This window comes from Camelimonas fluminis (assembly GCF_014656355.1).
Taxonomy (GTDB): Bacteria; Pseudomonadota; Alphaproteobacteria; order Rhizobiales; family Beijerinckiaceae; genus Camelimonas; species Camelimonas fluminis.
Genome location: NZ_BNCG01000033.1, coordinates 1 through 24,003, shown reverse-complemented (window position 1 = coordinate 24,003; position 24,003 = coordinate 1). Strand labels below are relative to the sequence as shown.

Annotated in this window: 22 protein-coding genes and 1 tRNA gene; 15 read left to right on the top strand and 8 right to left on the bottom strand. The window is 65.8% G+C overall.

Annotated elements, in window-relative coordinates:
* Positions 1-53 precede the first annotated feature (53 nt).
* The gene (locus IE243_RS19210; protein ID WP_191320991.1) at positions 54-389 is read right to left on the bottom strand and encodes a DUF1428 domain-containing protein; all 336 of its coding nucleotides are present in this window, start codon (positions 387-389) and stop codon (positions 54-56) included.
* An 86-nt stretch (positions 390-475) separates the two neighbouring features.
* On the opposite strand from IE243_RS19210, the gene IE243_RS19205 reads away from it, so the two are divergent.
* Positions 476-1,147: a winged helix-turn-helix transcriptional regulator gene (locus IE243_RS19205; RefSeq protein ID WP_308432084.1), complete on the top strand. Its 672-nt coding sequence runs from the start codon at positions 476-478 to the stop codon at positions 1,145-1,147.
* A gap of 63 nt (positions 1,148-1,210) precedes the next feature.
* On the opposite strand, the gene IE243_RS19200 is transcribed toward IE243_RS19205, so the two are convergent.
* Both IE243_RS19200 and IE243_RS19195 read right to left on the bottom strand, forming a co-directional pair.
* On the bottom strand, positions 1,211-2,326 hold the full coding sequence (locus IE243_RS19200; protein WP_191320989.1) for an NADH:flavin oxidoreductase: 1,116 nt from the start codon (positions 2,324-2,326) through the stop codon (positions 1,211-1,213).
* Positions 2,327-2,540: 214 nt separating this feature from the next.
* Positions 2,541-2,617, bottom strand: a tRNA-Arg gene (locus tag IE243_RS19195).
* A gap of 596 nt (positions 2,618-3,213) precedes the next feature.
* On the opposite strand from IE243_RS19195, the gene IE243_RS19190 reads away from it, so the two are divergent.
* Positions 3,214-4,248 (top strand): Tim44 domain-containing protein, encoded by a 1,035-nt coding sequence (locus IE243_RS19190; RefSeq protein WP_191320988.1) that lies wholly within the window; start codon positions 3,214-3,216, stop codon positions 4,246-4,248.
* Between the two features lie 129 nt (positions 4,249-4,377).
* Here IE243_RS19190 and IE243_RS19185 read toward each other — a convergent pair whose 3' ends face one another.
* Positions 4,378-4,821 carry a PaaI family thioesterase gene (locus IE243_RS19185; protein WP_191320987.1) on the bottom strand — a complete coding sequence of 148 codons (444 nt, stop codon included), beginning with the start codon at positions 4,819-4,821 and terminating at the stop codon, positions 4,378-4,380.
* A gap of 344 nt (positions 4,822-5,165) precedes the next feature.
* On the opposite strand from IE243_RS19185, the gene IE243_RS19180 reads away from it, so the two are divergent.
* Entirely contained in the window at positions 5,166-6,371 is a 1,206-nt protein-coding gene (locus IE243_RS19180) for an acyltransferase family protein (protein WP_191320986.1), read from the top strand.
* 29 nt (positions 6,372-6,400) lie between these two features.
* Here the strand turns inward: IE243_RS19180 and IE243_RS19175 are convergent, their stop codons facing one another.
* On the bottom strand, positions 6,401-7,321 hold the full coding sequence (locus tag IE243_RS19175; RefSeq protein WP_191320985.1) for a metallophosphoesterase family protein: 921 nt from the start codon (positions 7,319-7,321) through the stop codon (positions 6,401-6,403).
* Between the two features lie 430 nt (positions 7,322-7,751).
* Here IE243_RS19175 and IE243_RS19170 point away from each other — a divergent pair, with 430 nt between their 5' ends.
* The 4 genes from IE243_RS19170 (at position 7,752) to IE243_RS19155 (ending at position 11,174) form a co-directional block, all read left to right on the top strand.
* Positions 7,752-8,222 (top strand): NUDIX domain-containing protein, encoded by a 471-nt coding sequence (locus tag IE243_RS19170; RefSeq protein WP_191320984.1) that lies wholly within the window; start codon positions 7,752-7,754, stop codon positions 8,220-8,222.
* Between the two features lie 108 nt (positions 8,223-8,330).
* Positions 8,331-8,828, top strand: a complete 498-nt coding sequence (locus tag IE243_RS19165; protein ID WP_191320983.1) for a GNAT family N-acetyltransferase — start codon at positions 8,331-8,333, stop codon at positions 8,826-8,828.
* A 279-nt stretch (positions 8,829-9,107) separates the two neighbouring features.
* Positions 9,108-9,359 (top strand): hypothetical protein, encoded by a 252-nt coding sequence (locus IE243_RS19160; protein ID WP_191320982.1) that lies wholly within the window; start codon positions 9,108-9,110, stop codon positions 9,357-9,359.
* A 228-nt stretch (positions 9,360-9,587) separates the two neighbouring features.
* Positions 9,588-11,174 (top strand): fatty acid--CoA ligase, encoded by a 1,587-nt coding sequence (locus IE243_RS19155; protein WP_191320981.1) that lies wholly within the window; start codon positions 9,588-9,590, stop codon positions 11,172-11,174.
* 183 nt (positions 11,175-11,357) lie between these two features.
* Here IE243_RS19155 and IE243_RS19150 read toward each other — a convergent pair whose 3' ends face one another.
* On the bottom strand, positions 11,358-12,155 hold the full coding sequence (locus tag IE243_RS19150) for an enoyl-CoA hydratase/isomerase family protein (protein ID WP_191320980.1): 798 nt from the start codon (positions 12,153-12,155) through the stop codon (positions 11,358-11,360).
* Positions 12,156-12,564: 409 nt separating this feature from the next.
* Here IE243_RS19150 and IE243_RS19145 point away from each other — a divergent pair, with 409 nt between their 5' ends.
* The 8 genes from IE243_RS19145 (at position 12,565) to IE243_RS19115 (ending at position 20,671) form a co-directional block, all read left to right on the top strand.
* Complete coding sequence (locus IE243_RS19145) at positions 12,565-13,686, top strand: acyl-CoA dehydrogenase family protein (RefSeq protein WP_191320979.1); 1,122 nt, start codon at positions 12,565-12,567, stop codon at positions 13,684-13,686.
* Positions 13,687-13,750: 64 nt separating this feature from the next.
* Positions 13,751-14,995, top strand: a complete 1,245-nt coding sequence (locus IE243_RS19140) for an acyl-CoA dehydrogenase (RefSeq protein ID WP_191320978.1) — start codon at positions 13,751-13,753, stop codon at positions 14,993-14,995.
* 110 nt (positions 14,996-15,105) lie between these two features.
* Positions 15,106-16,347, top strand: a complete 1,242-nt coding sequence (locus IE243_RS19135) for an acyl-CoA dehydrogenase family protein (RefSeq protein ID WP_191320977.1) — start codon at positions 15,106-15,108, stop codon at positions 16,345-16,347.
* A gap of 133 nt (positions 16,348-16,480) precedes the next feature.
* On the top strand, positions 16,481-17,452 hold the full coding sequence (locus IE243_RS19130; RefSeq protein ID WP_191320976.1) for an NAD(P)H-dependent flavin oxidoreductase: 972 nt from the start codon (positions 16,481-16,483) through the stop codon (positions 17,450-17,452).
* Between the two features lie 193 nt (positions 17,453-17,645).
* Positions 17,646-18,401: an enoyl-CoA hydratase/isomerase family protein gene (locus IE243_RS19125; protein ID WP_191320975.1), complete on the top strand. Its 756-nt coding sequence runs from the start codon at positions 17,646-17,648 to the stop codon at positions 18,399-18,401.
* A 288-nt stretch (positions 18,402-18,689) separates the two neighbouring features.
* Positions 18,690-19,505, top strand: coding sequence for an outer membrane protein (locus IE243_RS19120; RefSeq protein WP_191320974.1), 816 nt, complete (start codon positions 18,690-18,692; stop codon positions 19,503-19,505).
* A 339-nt stretch (positions 19,506-19,844) separates the two neighbouring features.
* Positions 19,845-20,519 carry an outer membrane protein gene (locus tag IE243_RS24000; RefSeq protein WP_373301725.1) on the top strand — a complete coding sequence of 225 codons (675 nt, stop codon included), beginning with the start codon at positions 19,845-19,847 and terminating at the stop codon, positions 20,517-20,519.
* Positions 20,441-20,671, top strand: coding sequence for an outer membrane protein (locus IE243_RS19115; RefSeq protein ID WP_373301724.1), 231 nt, complete (start codon positions 20,441-20,443; stop codon positions 20,669-20,671). Before IE243_RS24000 ends, IE243_RS19115 begins: the two co-directional genes overlap by 79 nt.
* 80 nt (positions 20,672-20,751) lie before the next feature.
* Here the strand turns inward: IE243_RS19115 and uvrB are convergent, their stop codons facing one another.
* On the bottom strand, positions 20,752-23,562 hold the full coding sequence (uvrB, locus tag IE243_RS19110) for an excinuclease ABC subunit UvrB (RefSeq protein ID WP_244643261.1): 2,811 nt from the start codon (positions 23,560-23,562) through the stop codon (positions 20,752-20,754).
* 176 nt (positions 23,563-23,738) lie between these two features.
* A partial coding sequence (locus IE243_RS19105) for a hypothetical protein (protein ID WP_191320972.1) occupies positions 23,739-24,003 on the bottom strand: 265 nt, incomplete at its 5' end.

Genomic DNA, 24,003 nt, shown 5'->3' with positions numbered 1-24,003 from the left:
GTGAGAACTACTTCGTTTCATGCGGATATGAGCCGGAATGATCGAAAAACGCTCTAGATCATCCGCTTGCCGTCGAACGGCATCGGGTTCTTCTCCGGGTTGAAGCGGTCGTCGGTTTTCATCAGCTCTTCCATGCGTTGCATGGCGGCGTCGCGCGTGGCCTTGTCCGGCCATTCGATCCAGGAAAACACCACCGTTTCATCGTCCCTGGTCTGCACGGCGCGGTGGAAATCCGTTTGCACGCCCCCAGGCACGTCGTCGCCCCAGCATTCGAGCACGCGCAGCGCGCCCATCTCAAGAAACGCGGCGTCGGCCGTTTCGGCGTGCAGGCGAAATTTCTCCTTGTGCGCCGTGGGAACGGCGATCACGAATCCATCAACGTAGCTCATGACGCATCCTCCTTTTTCACTTCCCCATGTTGCAGCATATGTTATAAATAACAACCATGAAGTTAGAAAAAATAACTGACAACTCCGTGAGCCTGCCCCGGCGCGTATATGACGACGCCTGTGGCCTGGCGCATGCACTGGAGTTGCTGGGCGAGCGCTGGACGTTGCTGGTGGTGCGGGAACTGATGCTGGGCGGTCGCCGGTTCAGCGCATTGCGCTCCGCCTTGCCAGGCCTCAGCGCCAATGTGCTGACCCAGCGTCTCGCCAGTCTCGAGGCGCACGGCGTGCTGCGGCGGCGCATGTTGCCGCCGCCGGCGCGCGTGCAGATCTACGAGTTGACGGAATGGGGCTATGAAGCCGGCCCGGTGATCGAGGCGCTGGGGCGCTGGGCGGCGCGTTCGCCGGCGCATGATCCCACTTTGCCGATCAGCGCCGTGTCGACGCTGTTGTCGTTTCGCACCATGTTCCGGCGCGGGGCCGTGGGGGACGCGCCGTTTACGGTCGGCTTTCGTATGGGTGAAGAGGGTTGGCTGGGCGAGGCGGGCGCGGAGGCCTTCCATGTCGGACGCGGCGATCCGGATGGGGCCGATATCTGCTTTACCGGCGAGCCGGAGGCCCTTGTCGCATTCGTTTATGGCGGCGCGCCCCTGCCTGGGCTGGCGGAGGCCGGGAGCTTGAGTTTGCGTGGCGATCCCACGCTGGCGATGCGTTTCGCCGACCTGTTCCGCCTGCCGCCGAAGTTTGATCCCGGGGCCTGAAACGCGCAACGCCCCGGCGCGGGCCAGGGCGTTGTCCGTTGTTAAAAGCTGTCCCGGCCTGGTTCAGGCGGCGTCGGCGACGAAGTTCTTCCAGCCAGTCGCCATGTAGTCGATGAACTTTGGCCCCAGCGCCTCGGCCGCCAGATGGTCGCGGCTGACCGGCAGCGGCAGCGACGAGAAGGCGGGATCGGCAAGTGCGCGCCGGGGAAAGTCGTGGTGAATGATGGCGCCGCGGCCGATCAGCACGAAATCCGCACCGGCGTCGAGGCAGGCCTGGGCTGTGGCCGCGTCCATGATCTTGCCGGCGACGCCCAGCGGCGTATTCCCGCGCGGCAGGTCGGTGAAGCAGTCGATCAGACGCTTGCCGTGGTGCGCCGGGTCTTCCGGCTGTTTGAAGACGCTCCACAGCGACATGTCGAGATAATCGATCTTGCCCGAAGTCATCAGTTCCGTCGCCAGCGCGCGGGCTTCGTCCAGCACGACGCCATAGCGTTCCGGCGACAGGCGCACGCCGAGCTGGAAGTCGGCCCGGGTTTCGGCGCGCACGCCGTCGATGATCTCATTGAGCAGCCGCGCACGGTTTTCCAGCGAGCCGCCATAGGCGTCGTCCCGGGTGTTGCCGGCGTCAAGGAAGTGGCACAGCAGATAGCCATGGGCGCCGTGCAGTTCGACGCCGTCGAAGCCGGCCTTTTCGGAACGCACCGCCGCGGCGATGAAATCATCGCGCAATTGCTTGACTTCGTCGGTGGTGAGGGCGCGTGCGCCGGTCTCGGCCATGGCGACGGGGGCGACAGGGGCGACGCCGGTCAACTCGCGCGATGAGCGCTGGCCGGAATGTTGCAACTGCACGGAGGAAAGGCTGCCCGCGGCGCGGATGCCCCCGGCCAGGCGGGTGAGGCCAGGAAGCTGGTCATCGCTCCAGACGCCCAACTGGCCGTTGAAGCCCTGACCGGTGCGCTGCACATGGGCGGCGCAGGTCATGGTCAGGCCAAAGCCGCCTTCGGCGCGGCGCACCAGCCATTTGTATTCATCTTCATGCAGGGTGCCGTCCGGGTTGCTCTGCATGTTGGTCAGCGGGGCCAGCATGAAGCGGTTCTTCATGGCCTTGCCGCGCGGCAATGGCAGGGGCTCGCCAAGGTTTCTCGTGGATGCGGACTGAGTGCCGTTGGCGCCTGTCATGGCGAAGACCTTCCCGTGAACTGTTATTCAGACTGTTATCGGGGAGGTTCTGGCGCCATTTGCCGCATCTGGCAATCAATGGCCGTGCGGCCGCCGGGCGGGCGGCAACAGCAAAACCGCGCCAGAAGAGGCGCGGGCAACCCATCTCAACGCACCTCGCCATGGGCAACCTGTCGCCCCGCGCGGCTTTTATGCCAGATTGTCGTGAAGTAAATGGCGCGCCCGAAAGGATTCGAACCTCTGACCCCCAGATTCGTAGTCTGGTGCTCTATCCAGCTGAGCTACGGGCGCCAACGCTGCGGCGACTTCGTGTGAAGCGCTTGCGTCTGATGGCGCTGATGTAGCCTGACATTTTCGGCTTGGCAAGCGTCCTCGCCCAGAAACGTCATTTTGCCGTCGCGGGCGGTGGGTAACTCGGCGACGGCGCCCGGCGGAATGGAACCCGCAAGGCGCCCGCTGGCCGGACGCCCGTCTTTCATGAGACTGATAAATATCTACAAAACCAAAATTCAGATCGCGTGCGCCGGCCTGTGGATGAAATGGGCGGGGTGGGGAGAGGCGCGTCACTGTCAGGCCCCGCGCACTCCGGCGCGGTGATGCGTCGTGTGCGTTGCCGCCGTTCTGCAACCAGAGCAAATGCGGCTGCGTCCGGGCGGGGCTCCGGTTCGCGGTGCGCCGCTGCTTGCCGGTTTAGCCTCCGGCGCGATGGCCTGCCGGCGCTGTCACATGCACGCATGACGATCTGCCCGCCTGTTCATGGCGGACGGTGCGAATTCCGTCAGTTTGTTGGGCAAAAAGACTCGGAAAATGACTCTGGAACGCTTTTAATTCGGCAATGTCATACCCACATGGCAGCCATGCATTTTATTTCAGGGGGGTACCTTCGGATGAATCAGGCGTTGCGCCGCTCAGGCCTTGCAGCTCTGGCGCTGGTGGTTGCTTTTGGCATGACGATCGGCGCCGCCGATGCGCGCAAAGGTGGCGGCGGCGGTTTTGGCAGTCGCGGCTCCAAGACGTGGTCGGCGCCGCCGTCGACGCAGACCGCGCCATCCACCGCCGCGCCAATGCAACGCACGCAAACGCAGCCCGGCATGCAGTCCGGCGCGGCCGGCATGGCTTCCCAGGCGGCGCAACCGCGTCGCTTCGGCGGCTTTGGCGCTGGCCTGATGGGCGGCCTGCTGGGCGCTGGCCTGATCGGCATGCTGATGGGCGGCGGCTTCTTCAGCGGCATGGCTGGCCTTGCCGGCTTCATGGGCCTGCTGCTGCAGGTCGCGCTGGTCGGCGGCCTCGTCTGGCTGGCCGTGCGCTACTTCCGCAGCCGCCAGGCGGCGACCGCCGGGCCCCAGCCGGGCGCCAGCAACTATACGGCCGCTCCCTCCCAGTCAGGTCCGCGTCCGGGTCTGGGCGCCTCCGGGTTCGGCGGCGCTGGCGGAGCCATGGGCGCCATGGGCGGCGGCTCAGCTGCTTCGCGCCAGCCGCAGTATGCCCCGGCGACGGCCGCCGCTGGCAGTGACGGCGTTGGGCTTGGCCAGCAGGATTATGAAAACTTCGAGCGTTTGCTCGCCGAGATGCAGACCGCTTACGGACGTGGCGACGTTGGAGCCCTGCGCCGGATCTGCACGCCGGAAGCGGCGGCCTATCTGGAAGAGGAACTGGCTGAGAACGAGCGTCGCGGCGTCGTCAATACGGCCAGCGACGTCAAGCTGGTTCAGGGCGATCTGGCTGAGGCCTGGCGCGAGGGCGCGACGGACTACGCGACCGTGGCGATGCGCTACTCCATGATTGACGTCACGCGTGAGCGCGCCAGCGGCCGTGTGGTCGACGGCGACCCGTCGCGCCCGACCGAGGTCACCGAGGTATGGACCTTCCGTCGCGACAATCGCGGCCCCTGGACGCTCTCGGCGATTCAGGACGTCAACTGACCCTGTCGCCGGCGGGCTGGCGAAAACAGAAAGCCGGGGCGAAAACCCCGGCTTTTTTGTATCCGCCCGTTTTTGGCTTTGTCCGCGCCTTGCGCCCGGAATTCCGGAAGCGCCGCCTCCGGCGCTGGCTCAGCCCTGCTGGCGTTTCGCCAGATCAGCCTGGGTTGCGCCGCGCTTGAACGTGCCGCTGGCGCGCACCGCCGGTTCGCCATCCGCCGTGATGATCGCCTGGGTGAACACCAAGTTGCGCGTCACCTTGAGCACGTCGGTGCGCCCTTCAAGCCATGCGCCGAGCTTCGCAGGTCCAACAAAATCCGTGGTCATGGAGATGGTGGGCAGGAACTGGGCCAGCTTGTGGGCGTAGTTGGCCGCCATCGGCATCACCATGTCGCAGAACGTCATCAACATTCCGCCATGGCATATGCCCATGGGATTGCAGTGGCGCTCCTCGATCCTGAGGCCAAGAAGCAGGCCGCTGTCGGTTTTCCTGAAATAAAGCGGGCCGTTCACATTGATGAACTGGCCGCCCACGTCCCGCAGCATCCGGAAACCATCTGGAATGTTGTCGCTCATACCCTCAGTCGTTCCCTGGTCTGACGGCCTGGCCGTCCGGTTGTTTCCTGGCAGCCCGTCGCGTCATCCGGCTCATGCAGCGGGAGGTTGCGAGGTCAGGCGTGCATTCTGCAGGGGCGGCGCAGTTTCAGATGCAGCGCGCGCCCTGTTGCAAACTGGCGGAGCCGGGCGACGGCCCGGGCGGACCGCCCCCTTTTCCGGAGCTGGCTCCGTCATCAATGATTGTGGCGGTTCCGGCAAGCGGCTTGTGCGACCAGGGGGTATGCGGAGGCGGCGCCAGGCTTGTTTTCTGAGGCTGTCTCGTCCATCCATGCGGCCGTCGCCGCATCAAAAACCGGAAGCTCATGCAGCCATCGTCGTCCGCCAGTCCTGATACGTCCACATCCGTTCAGGGCGTGGGCGCGCATGATCCGGGGGCGGCTGTTCCTGCGACCCATCCCAAAGCTGATGGCCGCACGCTGGCGCTGTTGCAAGCGCTGCGCGCCTTCGCCGCCATCGCCGTTGTCATTTATCATTGCCACAGCGAGGCGCTGAACTGGCTGTACCCCGGCCAGCCGCGTCCCCCGGAAGTCTTTCCGTGGATGGCGGGCGTCGACGTCTTCTTCGTCATTTCCGGCTTCATCATCGTTCTCAGCTCCCGCAAGCTGTTCGGCGCGCCAGGCGGTTTCCACCTGTTCGTCATGCGCCGGCTCATTCGCGTGTTGCCGCTTTACTGGGCGATGACCTCGCTGTTCCTGCTGGTCGTCCTGATGGCGCCTGGGGTGCTCAACAGCGGCGTTCCGGACTGGCGGCAGATCCTGGCGTCATACCTGTTTTATCCGTGGCCGCGGGCCGACGGGCTGACCCTGCCGGTGTATTCGCTCGGCTGGACGCTCAATTACGAAATGATGTTCTACACGCTGTGCGCCGGGGCCGTGTTGCTGCCGCGCCGCCTGGCGGTGACAGGCGTCGCGCTCGTGCTGGGGCTGGGCGTGCTGATCGGCGCCCTGGCGGGCCCTTTGCCGGAGCCGTTCCAGTTCTGGACGCGGCCGCTGGTGCTGGATTTCATTTTTGGTCTGTTCCTCGGCCTGCTGTACGGCCGTGGCGTCGCCATTTCTCCGCTGCTGGCGTGGCCTGGCGCACTCATCGCCGTGGCGTTGCTGACGATGGATCTGCCGACGCGCCCGCCGCTGAGCGACTGGCCAACCCTGGGCGCCATCGCCGGATATGGTCTGCCGGCGACGCTGCTGGTGGCGATGGCGGCGTTCGGCGAAACCCAGAAACTGTCGGTCCGCGTCGTGGGCCGGGTCGACTTCCTGCGCCGGCCCTTCGCCAGCGTCGTGCGGGTTTTCGCTGAACTGGGCGACGCGTCTTACGCCCTCTATCTGCTGCACCCCTTCATTATCCGGGCCATGCGCCAGGTCTTCGTCATGCTGGGGTTTGGGACGTGGATGACGTCCACCCTGTTTGCCCTCGCGGGGGTGATCGCCTCATCGATCGGCGGCTGGTTGCTGTACCGTCTGGTTGAAGCTCCCGTGCTCCGCTGGTTGCGTCGCCGGGCGCGCGTCTGAACGCCCGCCCATTGGCCGGCGCCGGCCGCTCAGGACCGGGCGTCGAGCCGCCCGCCGTCGGCGACCGGCGGCAGTTCCCCGACCGCATCCTGCCGCCTGTCCCTGAAGCCCCGCGTTGCCGCCGTCAGTTGTGAGCGCACGCCATCGGGCGTGATGCGGATCAGGTGATAGCCGGCCAGATGATTGTGCATGCCCGCCATGGCGGAGGCCGATGGCGCGCCGAGGATCGGGACCGCGCCGTCCGGGCCGGTGATCCGCGCCAGCGAGATGACATGGTTGTGGCCATGCAGCACCAGCTCGGCGCCGACGCGGCCGATCATGCGTTCGAAGGCCTCCGCGTCGGTGAGGCCGCGGCCCGGGCCCGCCCCCCCCACATGCGGCGGATGGTGAATGAGCAAAATCCGGCAGAGCCGCTCCGCCCGCAATTGCGCCAGCATGGCTTCCGCAGCCGCCAGCTGTCGCGCGCCCACGCGTCCGCTGGCGAGGAAAGGCAAGGTCGGCACGCCGGAGCAGAGGCCGACAAACGCCACGCCGTCGCGACGGCGCAAAAACGGGAAGCCGTCGACCGGGCCCGGCGGCTCACCCGCATCGCTGGCCATCCAGGGCCCAAGATACTGACGTAGGGGCCCCAGGGCGCTGCGCACATAGGCGTCGTGATTGCCCGGCGTGAAGCTGACCCGTTCTGGCGGCCCGAGCGTTTCGACAAAGGCGCGCGCGGCGGGAAACTCCGCCGTCAGCCCGATATTGACCACGTCTCCGGTCAGGGCGATGTGATCCGGCGCGTGCGCGTGAATGTCGGCGCGGATGCGCGCGAGGGCGTCCATGTCATGGGCCAGCGCCCGGCCGCGGCGCCAGTTCATCCAGCCTGTGATGCGCTTCCCGGCGAGTTCGCGCAGCCGGGGGGCTGGCAGAGGGCCAATGTGCGCGTCGGACAAATGGGCTATCAGCATGTGAAGCGGTCTGGTCCTGAAAAAGCGGCGTGCGCCGTGATGGGAAAGCTGCGGCCAGATTGCGACGGCGCGATCGCGGCCACGGCCGCGCGGGCCGGCGCATGCCGGGATGCGTCGGCGTCTTCGCATCCTGGCGTTGCATCATCTGACCGGATCACGCCCGCGCGAGCAATAGCGTTCAGCGGATATCGCCCCGCGCCAGCCACGCCGGGGTTGGCCGGCGGCGTCACGATGGGTAAGGCCAGGGCGTGAGAGCCGGAATTGCGATCGCCGCCTCTCCACATGCTGGGCGCGCGCCTGTGCTTCACGTAACGTGATCCGCCGCGCGTTTTTCGGGCGGGCGTGGATTGAACCAGAGCAACTGCACACGTGAAACAGGGTGAAAGGCGCCAAAGGAGATTATGCAGCGACCAATGACCGGATGCAGATCATGACCAGCACCTTCACCAACAGGCTGATGCAGGGCGCGCTGCACCAGTATTTCCGTTTCGCGCGGGGCATGACCATGGGCGTGCGGGCCGCGGTTTTCGATGCGGACGGACGGGTTTTCCTGGTGCGCCACACCTATGTCCCAGGCTGGTATCTGCCCGGCGGCGGCGTCGAGGTTGGCGAAGACGCCCTGACCTCCCTGCGCCGTGAGCTGGAGGAGGAGGGGCATATCGTTCTGGAGGAGCCGCCGCGCCTGCACGGCCTGTATTTTAACCGGCGCGCCTCGCGTCGCGATCATGTGGCGCTGTATGTGGCGCACCGCCACCGGCAGACCGCGCCGCGCGCTCCTGACCGCGAGATCGCCGCAACCGGCTATTTCGCGCCTGACGCCTTGCCGGAGGACGCGACCGCCGCCACCCGGGCGCGCCTTGCCGAAATCCTGAACGGCGCCCCGGTCTCGCCGTTCTGGTGAGGCGTTGCAGACGCCTGAGGCTGCGCACTGTCATGGACGGCGGCGCGAGGCGATGATAAGGCGCGGGTAGCGGGCGCCGGACGCGGCGCCGCTTTTCCGGAGTCGCCTATGGCCGAGCTTGAACTGACGACGCGTCCCGAAAGTCCAGATGACGCCGCGCAGATCGAGCGCCTGCACGATCGCGCCTTTGGCCCAGGCCGTTACGCCCGCACCGCCTATCGCCTGCGTGAGGGACGGCCGCACCGGCCGGATCTGTCGTTCACCACCCTGGTGGGCACGTTGCTGGTGGGTTCGGTGCGCCTGTCGGCGGTGCGCTCAGGCGCCATCAACGCCGTGATGCTTGGCCCGCTGGCCGTTGAGCCGGCGTTCGAGGGTCGGGGCATTGCTGGCGCGCTGATCCGGGAATCCCTCGACGCCTGCCGCGCCGCTGGCGAGGAGCTGGTGATGCTGGTGGGCGATCCGCCCTATTACAGCCGCTTTGGCTTCCAGGTCGCCGCGCCTGGCTCGCTGGTGTTGCCAGGCCCAGTCGATCCGGCGCGCATCCTGTATGTCGAGCTGGCTCCAGGGGCACTGGAGCGGGCGAAAGGCGCCGTCTCGCCGCTGTAGGGAAGGGGCGCGGTCCCGCAGGCCCGTCCTGGCCCTGGGGGACGTGATGGCGCAGATTGTGACATGATGCGCACATGACGTATTTTGTGTTGCAACCGTCGTGCCAGCAGGCGCGCGGCGCCGCATGATGGCGGCGGGAGCGGTGCGCCGGACCGGGCGCCATTGGCTCTGTCTGCTTCCGGGCATGATCTGCTGAAGGCGATGGTCGCCTTCAGCAGATCATGCTCCCACATCGCCGGGCGTCGGGCGACCGCGCGCTGGCCAGAACAGGACAGCACAATGACAGGTGTTTCCCAAACGCGGGTTTTCCGGACTGCAGCGCTGATCGCCCTCGCGGCGGCGTCAGCGCTCACCCTTGCGGCTTGCAATGGCAAGGTCCGGCCCACGGGCGTCCTGCCGCGGGAGTACGTGCCGCCGCCGCCGGCCGAGCGCAACGCCGGCATCACGCCCAAGCAGGGCGAGCTGACCGCGCCGCCGGTGCAGGAGCCGGCGCCGTCCCTGAAGCGCAACCTGTCCGTTCCGTCACGGTGACAGCGTCTGGCGCGCACAACGCCGCGCCAGCCCCCCCGCCCGCAAGGAAAACAGCGGTTTCGCAGCCGTCCCCAGCCTGTTGTTCCAGGTAGCCGGCGTGCTTGACAATCGTCGCCCGCCGGCTGTTAGGGTTTGCTCAAGGACGCGAGGGTTTTGCCCTGGCGTCGCTGACAAAAAGGCAGACCGGCAAGGCGATGCGCAGCCGGCGACCCAGGGGGACACACGTCCATGCAGTTGAGCCTCGACGCCAATCTGAAAACGCTCGCGGACGTGCCGCGCGCACATGCCGCCAGCAAGGGCGACCAGATCGCGACCTCGTTCGAGGGACGCCTGACCACCCATGCGGAGTTCAACCGGCACGCCAGCCAGATCGCCAACGCCCTGATCGCGGCGGGTCTGAAGCCGGGTGATCGCGTCGCCCATGTCGGCAAGAACACCGATTCCTACTTCGAGCTGATTTTCGGCTGCATCAAGGCTGGCGTCATCATCGTGCCGGTGGTCTGGCGTCTTGCTCCGCCAGAAGTGTCCTACATCGTGCAGGACTCTGGCGCGAAGCTGCTGTTCATTGGCCCCGAGTTCATCGAACTCGGCCGCCAGGTCGCCGCCGAATGTCCTGGTCTGCAAGGCGTCGTCGCCATGGAAGGCGGCGAGCCGGCGTGGCCGGATTTCGTGAAGTGGCGCGACGCCCAGCCGGATATTGATCCGCGTCTGGAGTGTGGCGGCGACGAGCCGTTCCTGCAGCTCTACACCTCCGGCACCACCGGGCGTCCGAAGGGCGCCATGCTGACCCACAACAATTTTCTCGTCATGCGCCGGCTTCAGGACGCCGCGGCTGATGAGTGGCTGCACTGGTATGAAGGCGACGTCGGCCTCGTCGCCATGCCCAACGGCCATATCGGCGGCACCGGCTTCGGCATCTGGGTGCTGTACTATGGCGTGAAGGCGATCATTACCCGCGAGTTCGATCCGATGCAGGTGCTCGACATGATCGAGCATGAGGGCGTCAACAAGTTCTTCATGGTGCCGGCCGCGCTGCAGTTCGTCGTGCGCCAGCCGCGCGCCCGCCAGATCGACTATTCCCGCCTGAGCAGCATCTCCTACGGCGCCAGCCCGATCCCGCATGCGCTGCTGATGGAGTGCATGGACGTGTTCAAGTGCGGCTTCGTGCAGATGTACGGCCTCACCGAGACCACCGGCACGGTGGTGGCGCTTCCCCCGGAAGACCACACCATGGAGGAGACGCCGCGCATGCGCTCCGCCGGCAAGGCGCTGCCTGGCGTCGAGATCGCCATCCTGGACGACGACGGCAAACCGCTGCCTCCCGGCGAGATTGGCGAGATCGCCATCAAGGGTCCCTCCAATATGGTCGGCTACTTCAATCTGCCGGAAGCGACCGCCGCCGCCATGCCCGGCGACGGCTGGTTCAAGTCCGGCGACGCCGGCTACATGGACGAAGACGGCTATCTCTACGTCCACGACCGGATGAAGGACATGATCATCTCGGGCGGCGAGAACATCTATCCCGCCGAGGTCGAGAACGCCCTGTGCAGCCATCCGGCGGTGGCCGAGGCGGCGGTGATCGGCATCCCGTCGCCGAAGTGGGGCGAAGAGGTGAAGGCCATCGTCGCCCTGCGGCCGGACAAGCAGGTGACGGAGGAGGAACTGATCGGCTTCGTTCGCACTCGCATCGCCGCGTTCAAGGCGCCGAAGTCGATCGACTTCATCGACCTGTTGCCGCGCAACGCCTCGGGCAAGATCCTGCGGCGCACCCTGCGCGAGCCGTTCTGGGCAGGCTATACGCGCCAGATCAACTGAGCGCTCCAGGCGCAGTTCCAGGACCATGGATAAACGGCGGGTGGGTCGAAAGACCCGCCCGCCGTTGTTCTTGGCGGCAAAAAGTGGACCGTCCCGGGCGCGCCGCCGTCGCGGCCAAAGAAAAGCCTCCGGTGCGGGCCGGAGGCTCTCTTGTCTGGCGCAGGCGCGTAAACGCCCGCTGGATCAGGAGTCCGTGTACGACGGCTTGCGCTTTTCGAGGAACGCCGCGATGCCTTCCCTGAAATCGTTGGAGCGCGACGACAGGATCTGGTTGCGGTCTTCCATGGCGATCACCGCCTCAAGGCCGCCGGCGTCGATGGCGTGGTTCAGCGCTTCCTTGGTCAGGCGCAGGCCGAGCGGCGTGGCGTGCAGCAGGTCGTCCACATAGCTCTGGCCGACGGCCTGCAGATTGGCCTCGTCGGCGACTTCCGCCACCAGGCCGAGTTGCAGCGCCTTCGGCGCATCGATGAACCGGCCGGTCAGCATGTATTGCGAGGCGATCGATGCGTTGGTGAGGCGCGGCAGGAAGTAGCTGACGCCGATGTCACAGGCCGACAGGCCGATGCGGATGAAGGCGGCGTTCATCTTCAGATTGGGCGTGGCGATGCGGATGTCCGAGGCCAGGGCCAGGGCGAAACCGCCGCCGGAAGCAGCGCCATTGACCAGCGAGACAATCGGCTGCGGGCAGCGGCGCATGGCGACGACGATTTCGGCGATGCGACGCTGGAAACGCATCGACGACCAGGTGGTCGGCTGGTCGTTCTCGCCGCTGCGGTCCTTCAGGTCGAGGCCGGCGCAGAAGCCGCGGCCGGCTCCGGTCAGCACCACCACGCGCACGTCGTCGCGCCAGTACAGACCGGTGAAGAAATGGCGCAGCTCTTCCACAAGCTGGCGGTTGAGCGCGTTCAGGCGATCGGGCCGGTTCATGGTGACGCGAGCCACCGGGCCGTCCTGCTCAACGAGGAGATGCTGGTATTCCATTGCGTTTTCCTGAACCTTTCCCTGACGGTCTTTCTGAAGGACGCTGCGGCCGCCGCCATTGATCGCCATCGGGCGGACTTGAGTCAGGCGGCGCCCGCTTCTATTTTGTTGACCAAACGATCGTTAGGTGGTGCAACAGCATCATGCAAGCCGTCATGATCAAAATCCGCCAGGGCGTCGTCAGACCGGTCCAGGCGGGCTCTGGTCGGGCCTGGACAGCGCGGCGACATTCCTGGAACGGTCCCATGCCAACGGGTCCGGCTCCCGGAGACGCCGCCTCGCGATAAATTGGGCTTGGCAGGGCGCGGATGCGTCAGCATCCTCTGCCCCGGCCATGGCGGCGGCAACAGCCCCAGGCGGGCGGTCGCAATCAGGCGCATGGGAACGCACGGCGTTCCGGGGAGGACACATGAACTTCGATTTCTCTGACGAGCAGAAGCAGCTGCGCGATTCGGCGCGCCGGTTCCTGGAGAAGCAGAGCTCCGTGGCGGTGGTGCGCCGGGTGCTTGAGGGCGACGAAGGCTACGACAGGGAGCTGTGGCAGGGCCTCGCGGAGATGGGCTTCACCGGCGCGGCGATTCCCGAAGAGTTCGGCGGCGCCGGCCTCGGTTATCTGGAGCTGTGCGTGATCGCCGAGGAACTCGGCCGCGCTGTGGCTCCGGTTCCGTTCTCCTCCACTGTCTATCTCGCGGCTGAGTTCCTGCTCGCCGCCGGCAACGACGCCCAGAAGAAGAACTACCTGCCGAAGATCGCCGCTGGCGAAGTCATCGGAACCTTCGCATACGCCGAGACCGCGGGCGAAGTGACGGCGGAGCGCATCAAGGCGACCGTCTCCGGCGGCAAGCTTTCCGGGACGAAGATCCCTGTCGCCGACGGCTCCATCGCTGATTTCGCCGTCGTGGCGGCCCAGAGCGGTTCGGGTCTTGGCCTGTATCTGGTCGATCTGACCGGCCCCGGCGTCACCCGCACGGTGGTCGACACCATCGACCCCAGCCGCAAGCACGCCCGCATCGTCTTTGACGGCGCTCCGGTCGAGCAGCTCGGCTCGGGCGACGCCGAGGCCGTCATCGCGGCTGTGTATGACCGCGCCGCCGTGCTCACCGCCTTCGAGCAGGTCGGCGGCTCCGATCGCGCCCTGGAAATGGCCCGTGACTACGCCTTGGAGCGCATTGCTTTCGGTCGTCAGATCGGCTCGTTCCAGGCCATCAAGCACATTCTCGCCGACATGTATGTCTCGGCGACCCTGGCCCGCTCCAATTGCTATTGGGGGGCCTACGCCCTGTCCACCGGCTCGGCGGAACTGCCGGAGGCCGCCGCTTCGTGCCGCGTCAGCGCCACCAAGGCCTTCCAGCACTGCTCGACCAACAACATCCAGGTGCACGGCGGCATGGGCTTCACCTGGCAGTTCGACTGCCATCTCTACTACAAGCGCTCCAACCTTCTGGCGCTCAACCTCGGCAGCCTCTCCGTGTGGGAGAACCGCCTGATCGCCCGCATGCGCGCCCGCAATTCCGCCCGCGACGCGGCCTGACGTTTCCGCCGGCCGCGCGCCCAGCCGTGCGGCCCGTCCCCTTGCCTGAGGAAGGAACAGGGCGATGAACTTTGACGATACGCCAGAAGAGGCGAAATTCCGGGCTGAAGTTCGTGCGTGGATCAGCGCCAACGCGCCGCACGATCTGGACGAGGACCTGAAGAAATCCGGCCTCGCCGGCCTGCGTCTGCCAGGTCGCGACATCATGGCCGAATCCAAGGCCTGGCAGAAGAAGAAGGCCGACGCCGGCTGGGCCGTGCCCCACTGGCCGAAGGAATACGGCGGCCGCGGCGCCACGCCGATCGAGCGTGTGGTCTGGCAGCAGGAGGAGGGGCTCTACAACCAGCTGGCCCAGCCTTTCGCCATTGGTCAGGGCATGTGCGGCCCCACGGTGATGGCCTATGCCTCCGAGGACCTGAAGCGGAAATATCTGCCGAAGCTGGCCTCGGGCGAGGAGATCTGGTGCCAGCTGTTCTCCGAGCCGGCTGGTGGCTCCGACGTGGCCGCCCTCCGCACCCGCGCGGAGAAGGCTGACGGTTCGGACGAATGGGTCATCAACGGCCAGAAGATCTGGACCAGCGGCGCGCAGTATTCCGACTACGGCATTCTGCTCACCCGCACCGACCCGAACGTGCCCAAGCACGCCGGCCTCACCATGTTCATCGTTGACATGAAGGCTCCGGGCGTCGAGGTGCGGCCGATCCACCAGATGAACGGTGGCCGCGGCTTTAACGAAGTGTTCTTCGAGAACGTCCGCATCCACGACAGCCACCGCCTCGGCGCGGTCAACGACGGCTGGAACGTGGCGCTGACCACGCTGATGAACGAGCGCATGTCGATCGGCTCGCGCCTCGCCACCGGCTTCCCGGAGATCTTCGGCTTCGTGGCCGATTTCCAGCTCCCCGACGGCCCGGCCATCGACAACGCCGCGGTGCGCGCGAAGCTGGCCGACTGGGCGGTGAAATCCAGCGGCCTGCGCTACACGGCGTTCCGCGCCATCTCCAGCCTGTCGAAGGGCGAGCGGCCTGGTCCGGAAAACTCCATCGGCAAGCTGGTGGCTGGCGTCATGACCCAGGACATCGCCAAATACGCCATGGAGCTTGAGGCCGAGGCCGGGGTGCTGACCTCGCAGGAGGATGCGCCAGCGGCGGCGCTGTTCCAGAACATGGTGCTGAACTCCCCCGGCATGCGCATTGCCGGCGGCACGGACGAAATCCTGCGCAACATCATCGCCGAGCGCGTGCTGGGGCTGCCAGGCGACGTGCGCGTCGACAAGAACGTGCCGTTCAATCAGGCGCCAGGCCGCTGACGGCTGCTTTCGCGAGGCGGCCCAGGCCGCTTCGCCTCCCATTTGCACGGACAGGAGCGCCGCATGGGCCGCGCGCCAGCGGCGACCGTCTGTCCTGAGGAAACGAACCGATGAATTTTGACGATACTCCGGAAGAAGCCGCATTCCGCCAGGAAGCGCGCGCCTGGATCGCCGCCAACGCGCCGAAGCACCTGAAGGAAGAGCTGGAGCTGTCCGGCTTCGGCGGCCTGTACCTCAAGAGCGAGGATCCGATGCAGGCCGGCAAGGCCTGGCAGAAGAAGAAGGCCGAGGCCGGCTGGGCCTGCCTGCACTGGCCGAAGGAATACGGCGGCCGCGGCGCCACGCCGATCGAGCGGGTGATCTGGGGCCAGGAGGAGGGCGTCTACGCCAAGCTCTCCGGCCTGTTCACCATCGGCCACGGCATGTGCGGCCCGACCGTGATGGCCTGGGGCTCCGAGGAAGCCAAGCGCGAGCGCCTGCCAACCCTCGCCTCGGGTGAGGAAATCTGGTGCCAGCTGTTCTCCGAACCGGCCGCCGGCTCGGACCTCGCCGGCCTGCGCACCCGCGCCGAGAAGGCGACGGATGGCTCTGGCGACTGGATCATCAACGGCCAGAAAATCTGGACCTCCGGCGCCCAGCACTCCCAGTGGGGCCTGTTGCTGACCCGCACCGATCCGAATGTGCCCAAGCACAAGGGCCTGACCATGTTCTTCCTGGACATGCGGTCGCCGGGCGTTGAGGTGCGGCCGATCCGTCAGATGAACGACCAGCGGTCGTTCAACGAAGTGTTCTTCGAGAACGTCCGCATTCCGGACAACCAGCGCCTCGGCCCGGTCGGCGGCGGATGGAATGTCTCGCTGACCACGCTGATGAACGAGCGTCTGTCGATCGGCTCGGGCATGCCCACCGGTTTCCCGGACCTGCTGGACTTCGCCATGGCAACCGGCGACGTCGACAATCCGGCGGTGCGCGCTAAGCTGGCGGACTGGGCCGTGAAAGCCTCGGGCCTCAAGTTCACTGCCTTCCGCGCCCTGTCGGCGCTGTCGAAGGGCGAGACTCCCGGTCCCGAGAACTCCATCGGCAAGCTCGTCGCCGGCGCCATGATGCAGGACATCGCCAGATACGCCATGGACCTGCAGGGCGAGGCCGGCGTCCTGACCAATGCGGCGGACGCTGAGGCGCGCGGCAAGTTTCAGGCGATGGCGCTGCGCTCGCCGGCCACCCGCATCGAGGGTGGTTCGGACGAGATCCTGCGCAACATCATCGCCGAGCGCGTGCTCAACCTGCCTGCCGACGTCCGCGTCGACAAGGACGTCGCGTTCAACGCCATCCCCACCAGCGGGCGCAAGTAACGCCGCCGGCGCTGGACGCCCGGCTGGCTCCCTGAGCCGGCCGGCGTTGTCAGACAGGCCTGAGGCAGAACGCCGCCCCTGTTTGACCTGATGTTTTCGCGGCGCCGCCGATTGATTTTCCAGAGGATTTCAGATGATCAAAACCCGTTTCACCGAGATGTTCGGCGTCGAGCACCCGATTGCCCAGGGCGGCATGCAGTGGGTCGGCAAGGCCGAGCTCGTGTCGGCTGTCGCCAACGGCGGCGGCCTCGGCTTCATCACCGCGCTGACCCAGCCGACGCCGGAAGACCTGGCCAGGGAAATCAAGCGCACCCGCGAGATGACCGACAAGCCGTTCGGCGTGAACCTCACCATCCTGCCGGCGATCAACCCGCCGCCTTACGCCGAGTACCGCGCCGCGATCATCGAATCCGGCGTCAAGGCGGTCGAGACCGCCGGCTACAAGCCGGAAGAGCACATCGCCGAGTTCAAGAAGCACGGCGTCAAGGTCATCCACAAGTGCACCGCGGTCCGTCACGCCGTGTCGGCCCAGCGCATGGGCGCCGACGCCATCTCCATCGACGGCTTCGAGTGCGCCGGTCACCCTGGTGAAGACGACATTCCGGGCCTGATCCTGATCCCGGCCGCCGCCGAGAAGATCACCATCCCGATGATCGCCTCGGGCGGCTTCGGCGATGGCCGCGGTCTCGCCGCCGCCCTGGCGCTCGGCGCCGAGGGCATCAACATGGGCACCCGCTTCATGGCGACGAAGGAAGCCCCGATCCACCAGAAGATCAAGGAGCAACTGGTCGCCAACGACGAGCGCGCCACCGAGCTGATCTTCCGCACCATGCGCAACACCGCCCGCGTCGCCCGCAACGCCGTCAGCCTTGAGGTTGTCGGCAAGGAGAAGGAGGGCGTGCAGTTCGAGGACATCCGCCATCTGGTGGCGGGCGCCCGCGGCAAGGTCGTCTACGAGAACGGCGACCCGGATCACGGCATCTGGACCGCCGGCATGATCCAGGGCCTGATCCACGACATTCCGAGCTGCGCCGAACTGATCTCGCGGATCGTCGACGACGCCCAGAAGATCATTCAGGGTCGTCTCGCCGGCTTCGTCCGCTGATATTGGACCAGTAGACGGCGCGGCTGGCGCGCTTCCCGGAAAAAGTGGACGCCACTTTGCGCCGGGGAGCGCCCAGTTGCTGAAAGCTGGGGCGGGAGCCTGTTCCATGCGAACGGACTTCCGCTCTGGCCGCGCCGCCAGTTTGCCGGCCAGGTCATACATGGCCGGTTTTTTGCATAACAGGGGAAACGCCATGACCGCGCTGGTGCTCAGGGAAGACAGGGACGGCTGCGCCATCCTGACGCTCAACCGTCCGGACAAGCTGAATTCGCTCAATGTGGAGCTGTTCGCCGAGCTGGAGAGGCATGTGGACGCCATCGCCGGCCAGACCGACAGCGTCGGCCTCGTCGTGGTGCGCGGCGGCGGCAAATGCTTCTCCGCCGGTCATGATCTCAATGACATCGCCGCCGGCGAAAAGCCGCCGCGTCCACATTTCCAGGCCAGCGTCATCGAGAAGCTCGCCAATCTGCCGCAGCCGGTCATCACCGCCGTGCACGGCCATTGCTACACCGGAGCCCTCGAACTGGCTCTGGCCGGCGACATCGTCTTCTGCTCGGAGAACGCCAAATTCGCCGACACCCACGCCCGCTGGTCGCTGTCGCCGGTGTGGGGCATGAGCCAGCGCCTGCCGCGTCGCGTCGGTTTGCCCAAGGCGCGCGAGATGATGTTCACCTGCCGCACCTATACGGGCCGTCAGGCTGAAGCCATGGGCCTCGCCAATACCTGCGTGGCGGACGCCGATTTCGAAGCGGAGCTGGCGGCGCTGACGAAGGCCATCCTTGCCAATTCCTGGTACAGCCACCGCGCCAACAAGGCGCTGCTGGTGGAAACCGACGGCCTGCCGCTGGCCGCCGGCCTCAGCTACGAAATCGCCCGCAGCCGCGGGGTTGGCCCGGACATGGCCGATCGCATCGCCGCCTTCCAGAACAAGACGGCGAAGATTTCCTGAGACGCCCGTCGCGCCGTCCGTCCGGGGCGGCGCGACGCCACGTTGAAGCCGCTTGTCCAGATGCTTTTCATGGTGTCCGCCTCACGCGGGAATAGCCGGCAATGAATTTTTGATTTGTTATGAGATTTGCATATTTTTATATGAAATCGTAGATATTGTTATGTAAATGTTGTAAAATTGTCGAATATCTTTTGGTATTCCCATATAGTCCCTAATTGGCATTATCCGGAGGCGATGCGTTTTTCTATCCAGCGCTCCCGCACATGACGTGCATATGGAGTTCTGGTTATGAAGTTGTTTCTGGCGTCCGTCGCCGCTGCCTCGCTTGCCGTGTCGTCGGCCGTCGCCGCCGATCTGCCCACCCGCAAGGTCGCCCCGGTCGCCCCGATGATCGCCCCTGTGTTCACATGGACGGGTTTCTACGCGGGCGTGAATGGCGGCTACGGCTTCGGCGACTCGAAGCTGAAGGACGTGACGTTTGGCGCCGACGCCAGGGACGGCTTTGACGCCTGGGCCAGCAGGGAAGAAAAATTCGCCAAGTGGGCTGACAAGCGTTCGGACGGTTTCACCGGCGGCGCGCAGGTTGGCTACAACTACCAGATGGGTTCGGTTGTTCTGGGTGTCGAAGCTGATTTCAGCTACGCCAACCTGTCGGCGAAGCGTTCGGGCGTGAACGCCGAGAAGGAAACCGCGCCGGGCTGGCGTTCGGGTAACTCCGTCATGGCCGGAAGCACGTTGAACTGGTTCGGCACGGTGCGTCCGCGCATCGGCCTCGTGGCGACCGGGCGCATGATGGTGTTCGCGACAGCCGGCCTGGCCTATGGCAATGTGCGGAACACCGTGCAGTTCACCGACACCCTGAACGGCCAGGTCGATGGCAATTACGTCGGCAAGCAAAGCAAAATTCGCGCTGGCTGGACCATCGGCGCTGGCGCTGAATACGCACTGACTGACAGCGTTGTCCTGAAGGGCGAATACGGCTACGTCGACCTCGGCGCCTCCAACAACAAAACCTCCATGAAGCACAACGATCCCAGGTATGTCTCGGCCAGGGACGATCTGGGCTTCCATTTTGTTCGCGCGGGCCTGAACTACAGGTTCTGAGCAGCGCCTGACGCTCACTCTCCGTTCGTTGACTTAAGCCCGGCTTCGGCCGGGCTTTTTGTCTTTCGGGCCCGGAAATCACCCCGTGACCCGGCAGTTGCATCCCGGGCTCCAGGGCGTTGCGGCATTGCAACATCGTATATTCAAGTATTTTTTGAAATGAAAACAAGATTTACATCAGTGGGTGATGATGAGATTGTCCCGTCATCGGCTAAATTCGTCAGGGCGCGTCGGTGAAATCAGTTCGCATGACACGCTTAAGCTCTTTAACGTCAGGTGTTTTCTTTACGAAAAGTGACTGTCACTTTTCAGGAAATGCTCTAGCCAATGGGGATATTAATGTACAGGTCGCTCGGCCTTGCCATCGTTGTCGTATCATCCATGGCCACCGGGGCCGTTGCGGCGGATCTCCCATCCCGGAAGTATGCGCCGGTGGCGCCCGTGGTCGTGGCTCCAGCTTTCACATGGACCGGTTTCTATGTGGGCCTGAACGCCGGTTACGGTTTTGGCGATTCCCAGATTGACAAGGTTGCCCTGCGCAATGACGCGGGCCCGGGTTACGCCGCTTGGTCATCCGACGATCGCACGTTCACGCAGTGGAACAACAAGCGCAGCGGCTCATTCGTGGGCGGTGGCCAGATTGGTTACAACTACCAGATCGACGCCATGGTGATCGGCCTTGAGGTTGACATCAACTATGCGGATCTGTCTTCGGAACGCTCGGGAACCAACCGTGGGGCGGTTGCAGGCGACAGCCAGACGATCGTGGCCAGGAGTTCCGTCAACTGGTTTGGTACGGTCAGGCCGCGTATTGGCGCGTTGGTCAACGATCGCCTGCTGATTTTCGCCACCGGCGGTCTGGCGGTCTGGCGTTCGGCGGGGTGGAGGCGTCTGGTCGCTATACGGAGAGGTGGGCTGGCAGGGCTGACTGGAATATTGGCGGCAAGCGCTCGTCAACCCGGACCGGATGGACCCTGGGAGCCGGTCTGGAGTATGCGATCACCGACAACGTGACGCTCAAGGGTGAATACGCTTACGTCGATCTCGGTTCAAAGACATACCAGTTTAGAGAAAATATTCGGGACAAGGCGAATATATACTACACAAGCGCCCGTGACTCCGCGAGTTTCCATGTCATCCGCGCGGGCGTGAACTACCGCTTCTGACGATCTCCTGCGAGATACTCTCTCACTCCGTAAACTTGATGCCCGGCTCTGGCCGGGCATTTTTTTGCGCCTGTTGCCGCTTACCGGCGTTTGCGGCCGCGCGGGCCCTGCTGCCGGCCTCCTGGATCGGGACGCGGCGGCGCCACATAGCTGTCGGCACCCAGGGGGAGTTCGCGGTTGTGCGGCCCCATCTCATCCAGGGTTGGCTTGCGCGCCCGTGACTTCGGGGGTTCATTGGCCGCCCTGCCATAACGCCGCTCTCCGGCATAGCCGCCGGCTTTCTCCTCCACGGCGGCCTGCCGCGCCAGCGGGTCATCAGCGATGGCGAGCTCGGTTGCCTGCAACCGCTTGATCTCATCGCGCAGCCGCGCGGCGGTTTCGAAGTCCAGATCGGCGGCGGCGGCGCGCATGCGCTTTTCGAGGTCGGCGATCACTGCCTGCATGTTGTGGCCGACGGGCGCCGCTTCGCCGGTGAGGCCGGCGTCGACCGTGACCCGGTCGCGTTCGTAGACGCTGTCCAGAATGTCGGCGATGTTCTTGCGCACGCTTTGCGGCGTGATGCCGTTGGCCTCGTTCCAGGCTATCTGCTTGTCGCGGCGCCGGCGGGTCTCGTCCAGCGCCCGCTCCATCGAACCGGTGACCTGGTCAGCATAGAGGATCACCCGCCCGTCGACGTTGCGGGCGGCGCGGCCGATGGTCTGGATCAGCGAGGTTTCCGATCGCAGGAAGCCTTCCTTGTCGGCGTCGAGGATCGCCACCAGGCCGCATTCGGGAATGTCGAGGCCTTCGCGCAGCAGGTTGATGCCCACCAGCACGTCGAAGGCGCCGAGGCGCAGGTCCCGGATGATCTCGATGCGCTCCAGGGTGTCGATGTCCGAGTGCATGTAACGCACCCGCACGCCATTCTCATGCAGGTATTCGGTCAGGTCCTCGGCCATGCGCTTGGTCAGCACGGTCAGCAGCGAGCGGTAGCCCTGGGCCGCCGTGGCGCGGATTTCGCCGAGCACGTCGTCAACCTGGGCGCGCGCCGGGCGCACCTCCACCGGCGGATCGACCAGGCCCGTGGGGCGGATCACCTGCTCGACGAACACGCCGCCGGTCTGCTCCATCTCCCAGGCGCCGGGGGTGGCCGAGACGTGCACGGTCTGCGGCCGCATCGCCTCCCATTCCTCGAAGCGCAGCGGCCGGTTGTCGAGGCAGGAGGGCAGGCGGAAGCCGTATTCGGCCAGCGTCGCCTTGCGGCGGAAGTCGCCGCGGTACATGGCGCCAATCTGCGGCACGGTGACGTGGCTCTCGTCAACAAACACCAGGGCGTTGTCGGGCAGATACTCAAACAGCGTCGGCGGCGGCTCGCCGGGGCGGCGGCCGGTGAGATAGCGCGAATAGTTCTCGATGCCGGCGCAGGAGCCGGTCGCCTCCATCATTTCCATGTCGAAGGTGGTGCGCTGCTCCAGTCGCTGCGCCTCCAGATAGCGGCCGGCGCGATTGAGCTGGTCAAGCCGCTGCTTCATCTCCTCCTTGATGCTTTTGATCGCCTGACCCAGCGTTGGCTTCGGCGTGACATAGTGCGAATTGGCGTAGACCTTGACGAAAGACAGATCCGCCGTCTTGTGGCCGGTGAGGGGATCGAACTCGGCGATGCTGTCGATCTCGTCGCCGAACAGGCTGATGCGCCAGGCGCGATCCTCCATGTGGGCCGGAAACAGCTCCACCACGTCGCCGCGCACCCGGAAGGTGCCGCGGGCGAAATCGGCCTGGATGCGCTTGTATTGCAAGGCCACGAGGTCGGCCAGCAATTGCCGCTGCTCGATGCGCTCGCCCACCTTCAGCGAGAAGGTCATGGCGGTGTAGGTCTCGACCGAACCGATACCATAGATGCAGGACACCGAGGCGACGATAATGACGTCGTCGCGCTCCAGCAGCGACCGGGTGGCGGCATGGCGCATCCGGTCGATCTGCTCGTTGACCGAGCTTTCTTTCTCAATATAGGTGTCGGAACGTGGAACGTAAGCTTCTGGCTGATAGTAATCGTAATATGATACGAAATATTCGACTGCGTTCTCGGGGAAAAATGACCTGAACTCGCCGTAAAGCTGCGCCGCCAGCGTCTTGTTGTGCGCCAGGATCAATGCCGGGCGCTGGGTCTGCTGGATCACCTGCGCCATGGTGAACGTCTTGCCGGAGCCGGTGACGCCGAGCAGCACCTGGTCGCGCTCATGGGCGCTGACGCCAGCGGTAAGGGCGGCGATGGCCTGTGGCTGGTCGCCGGCCGGGGCGAAATCCGAGGCCAGTTCGAACGACACGCCGCCTTCGGATTTTTCGGGACGGGGCGGGCGGTGCGGCGTCCAGGGCTTTGCATCAAGGCGCGGATCGCCGCTCGACAGCAATTGCTCCAGGGCGGTGCGCGTCGCCTGGGCGCCGGGCGTCGCCGCCGGATCGTCGTCGTCCGGCATCGCGGCGACATTGCCTTCGCGCACGCGCCTCGGGGCCGCCTTCAGCAGGTCGTCGCGGGTCAGCGCGCCGTCAGCCTCGCCCCATTTGCGGGCGCGTTTGCCGGTCTTGCCGGAATCGGGGGCGCCATCCGGCAGGGGGCTGGCGCCGGACATGGCGTCGTAGCCTGCCTGGGGCGCTTCGCCGAAGCCCCCGGGGGCGGGCGGCTTCGCCCTGGCGCGGTTCTTCGCCTGCAAATCAGCGCGGTCGCTGGCGGCGGCGCCCGGCCCGGCGCGGCCCTTGTTCAGCGCCGGATTGAGCAGTTCCGCCAGATGGGCGTCGAGGGGAACCAGCTCGGGACGGGCGGCGCGCGACCGCGGAGTCGCAATCTTCGCGGGCCGCTTGCGCTGCGCAGCGGCGGGATCGGTCGCGGCGTCCGGATTTTGGGGCTTCTTCGGCATGGTCCCCAATATGGGGGCAACCGCCGTCAACGCCAATCGCCACCGCAACATTTTCGCGAACCGGGCGCCGTCTTGCGTTGCGACCAGGGCGGTTCCACATCAACCGCCTTTTGGACCATGCGCCGGTCAGGCGGCTCCGCCGGACAATCGCGCCGGTAGCCCGCACCAACGCAAGGTCATGTCCCGAGCAGCCGCACGGTTTCGATGCTGACGCGGCACAGCCAGGCGATGCGCCGGGTCAACGCCTCCTTGTCGATGGCCGCGTCCTGGCCGTCCGCCGTCGCCCTGGCGCGCCAGGCGGCGAACTCCAGTTCCATCACCGCGTCCTCGCCCACCGCGTGCCCCCAGATCGCTGGCGGCACGTTGCACAGGGTGGTGAGCGCGTCGACACGGATGGTTCCGAACGGCTTTTGCGGCCTGAGCAACAGGCGCGGCGCGCCG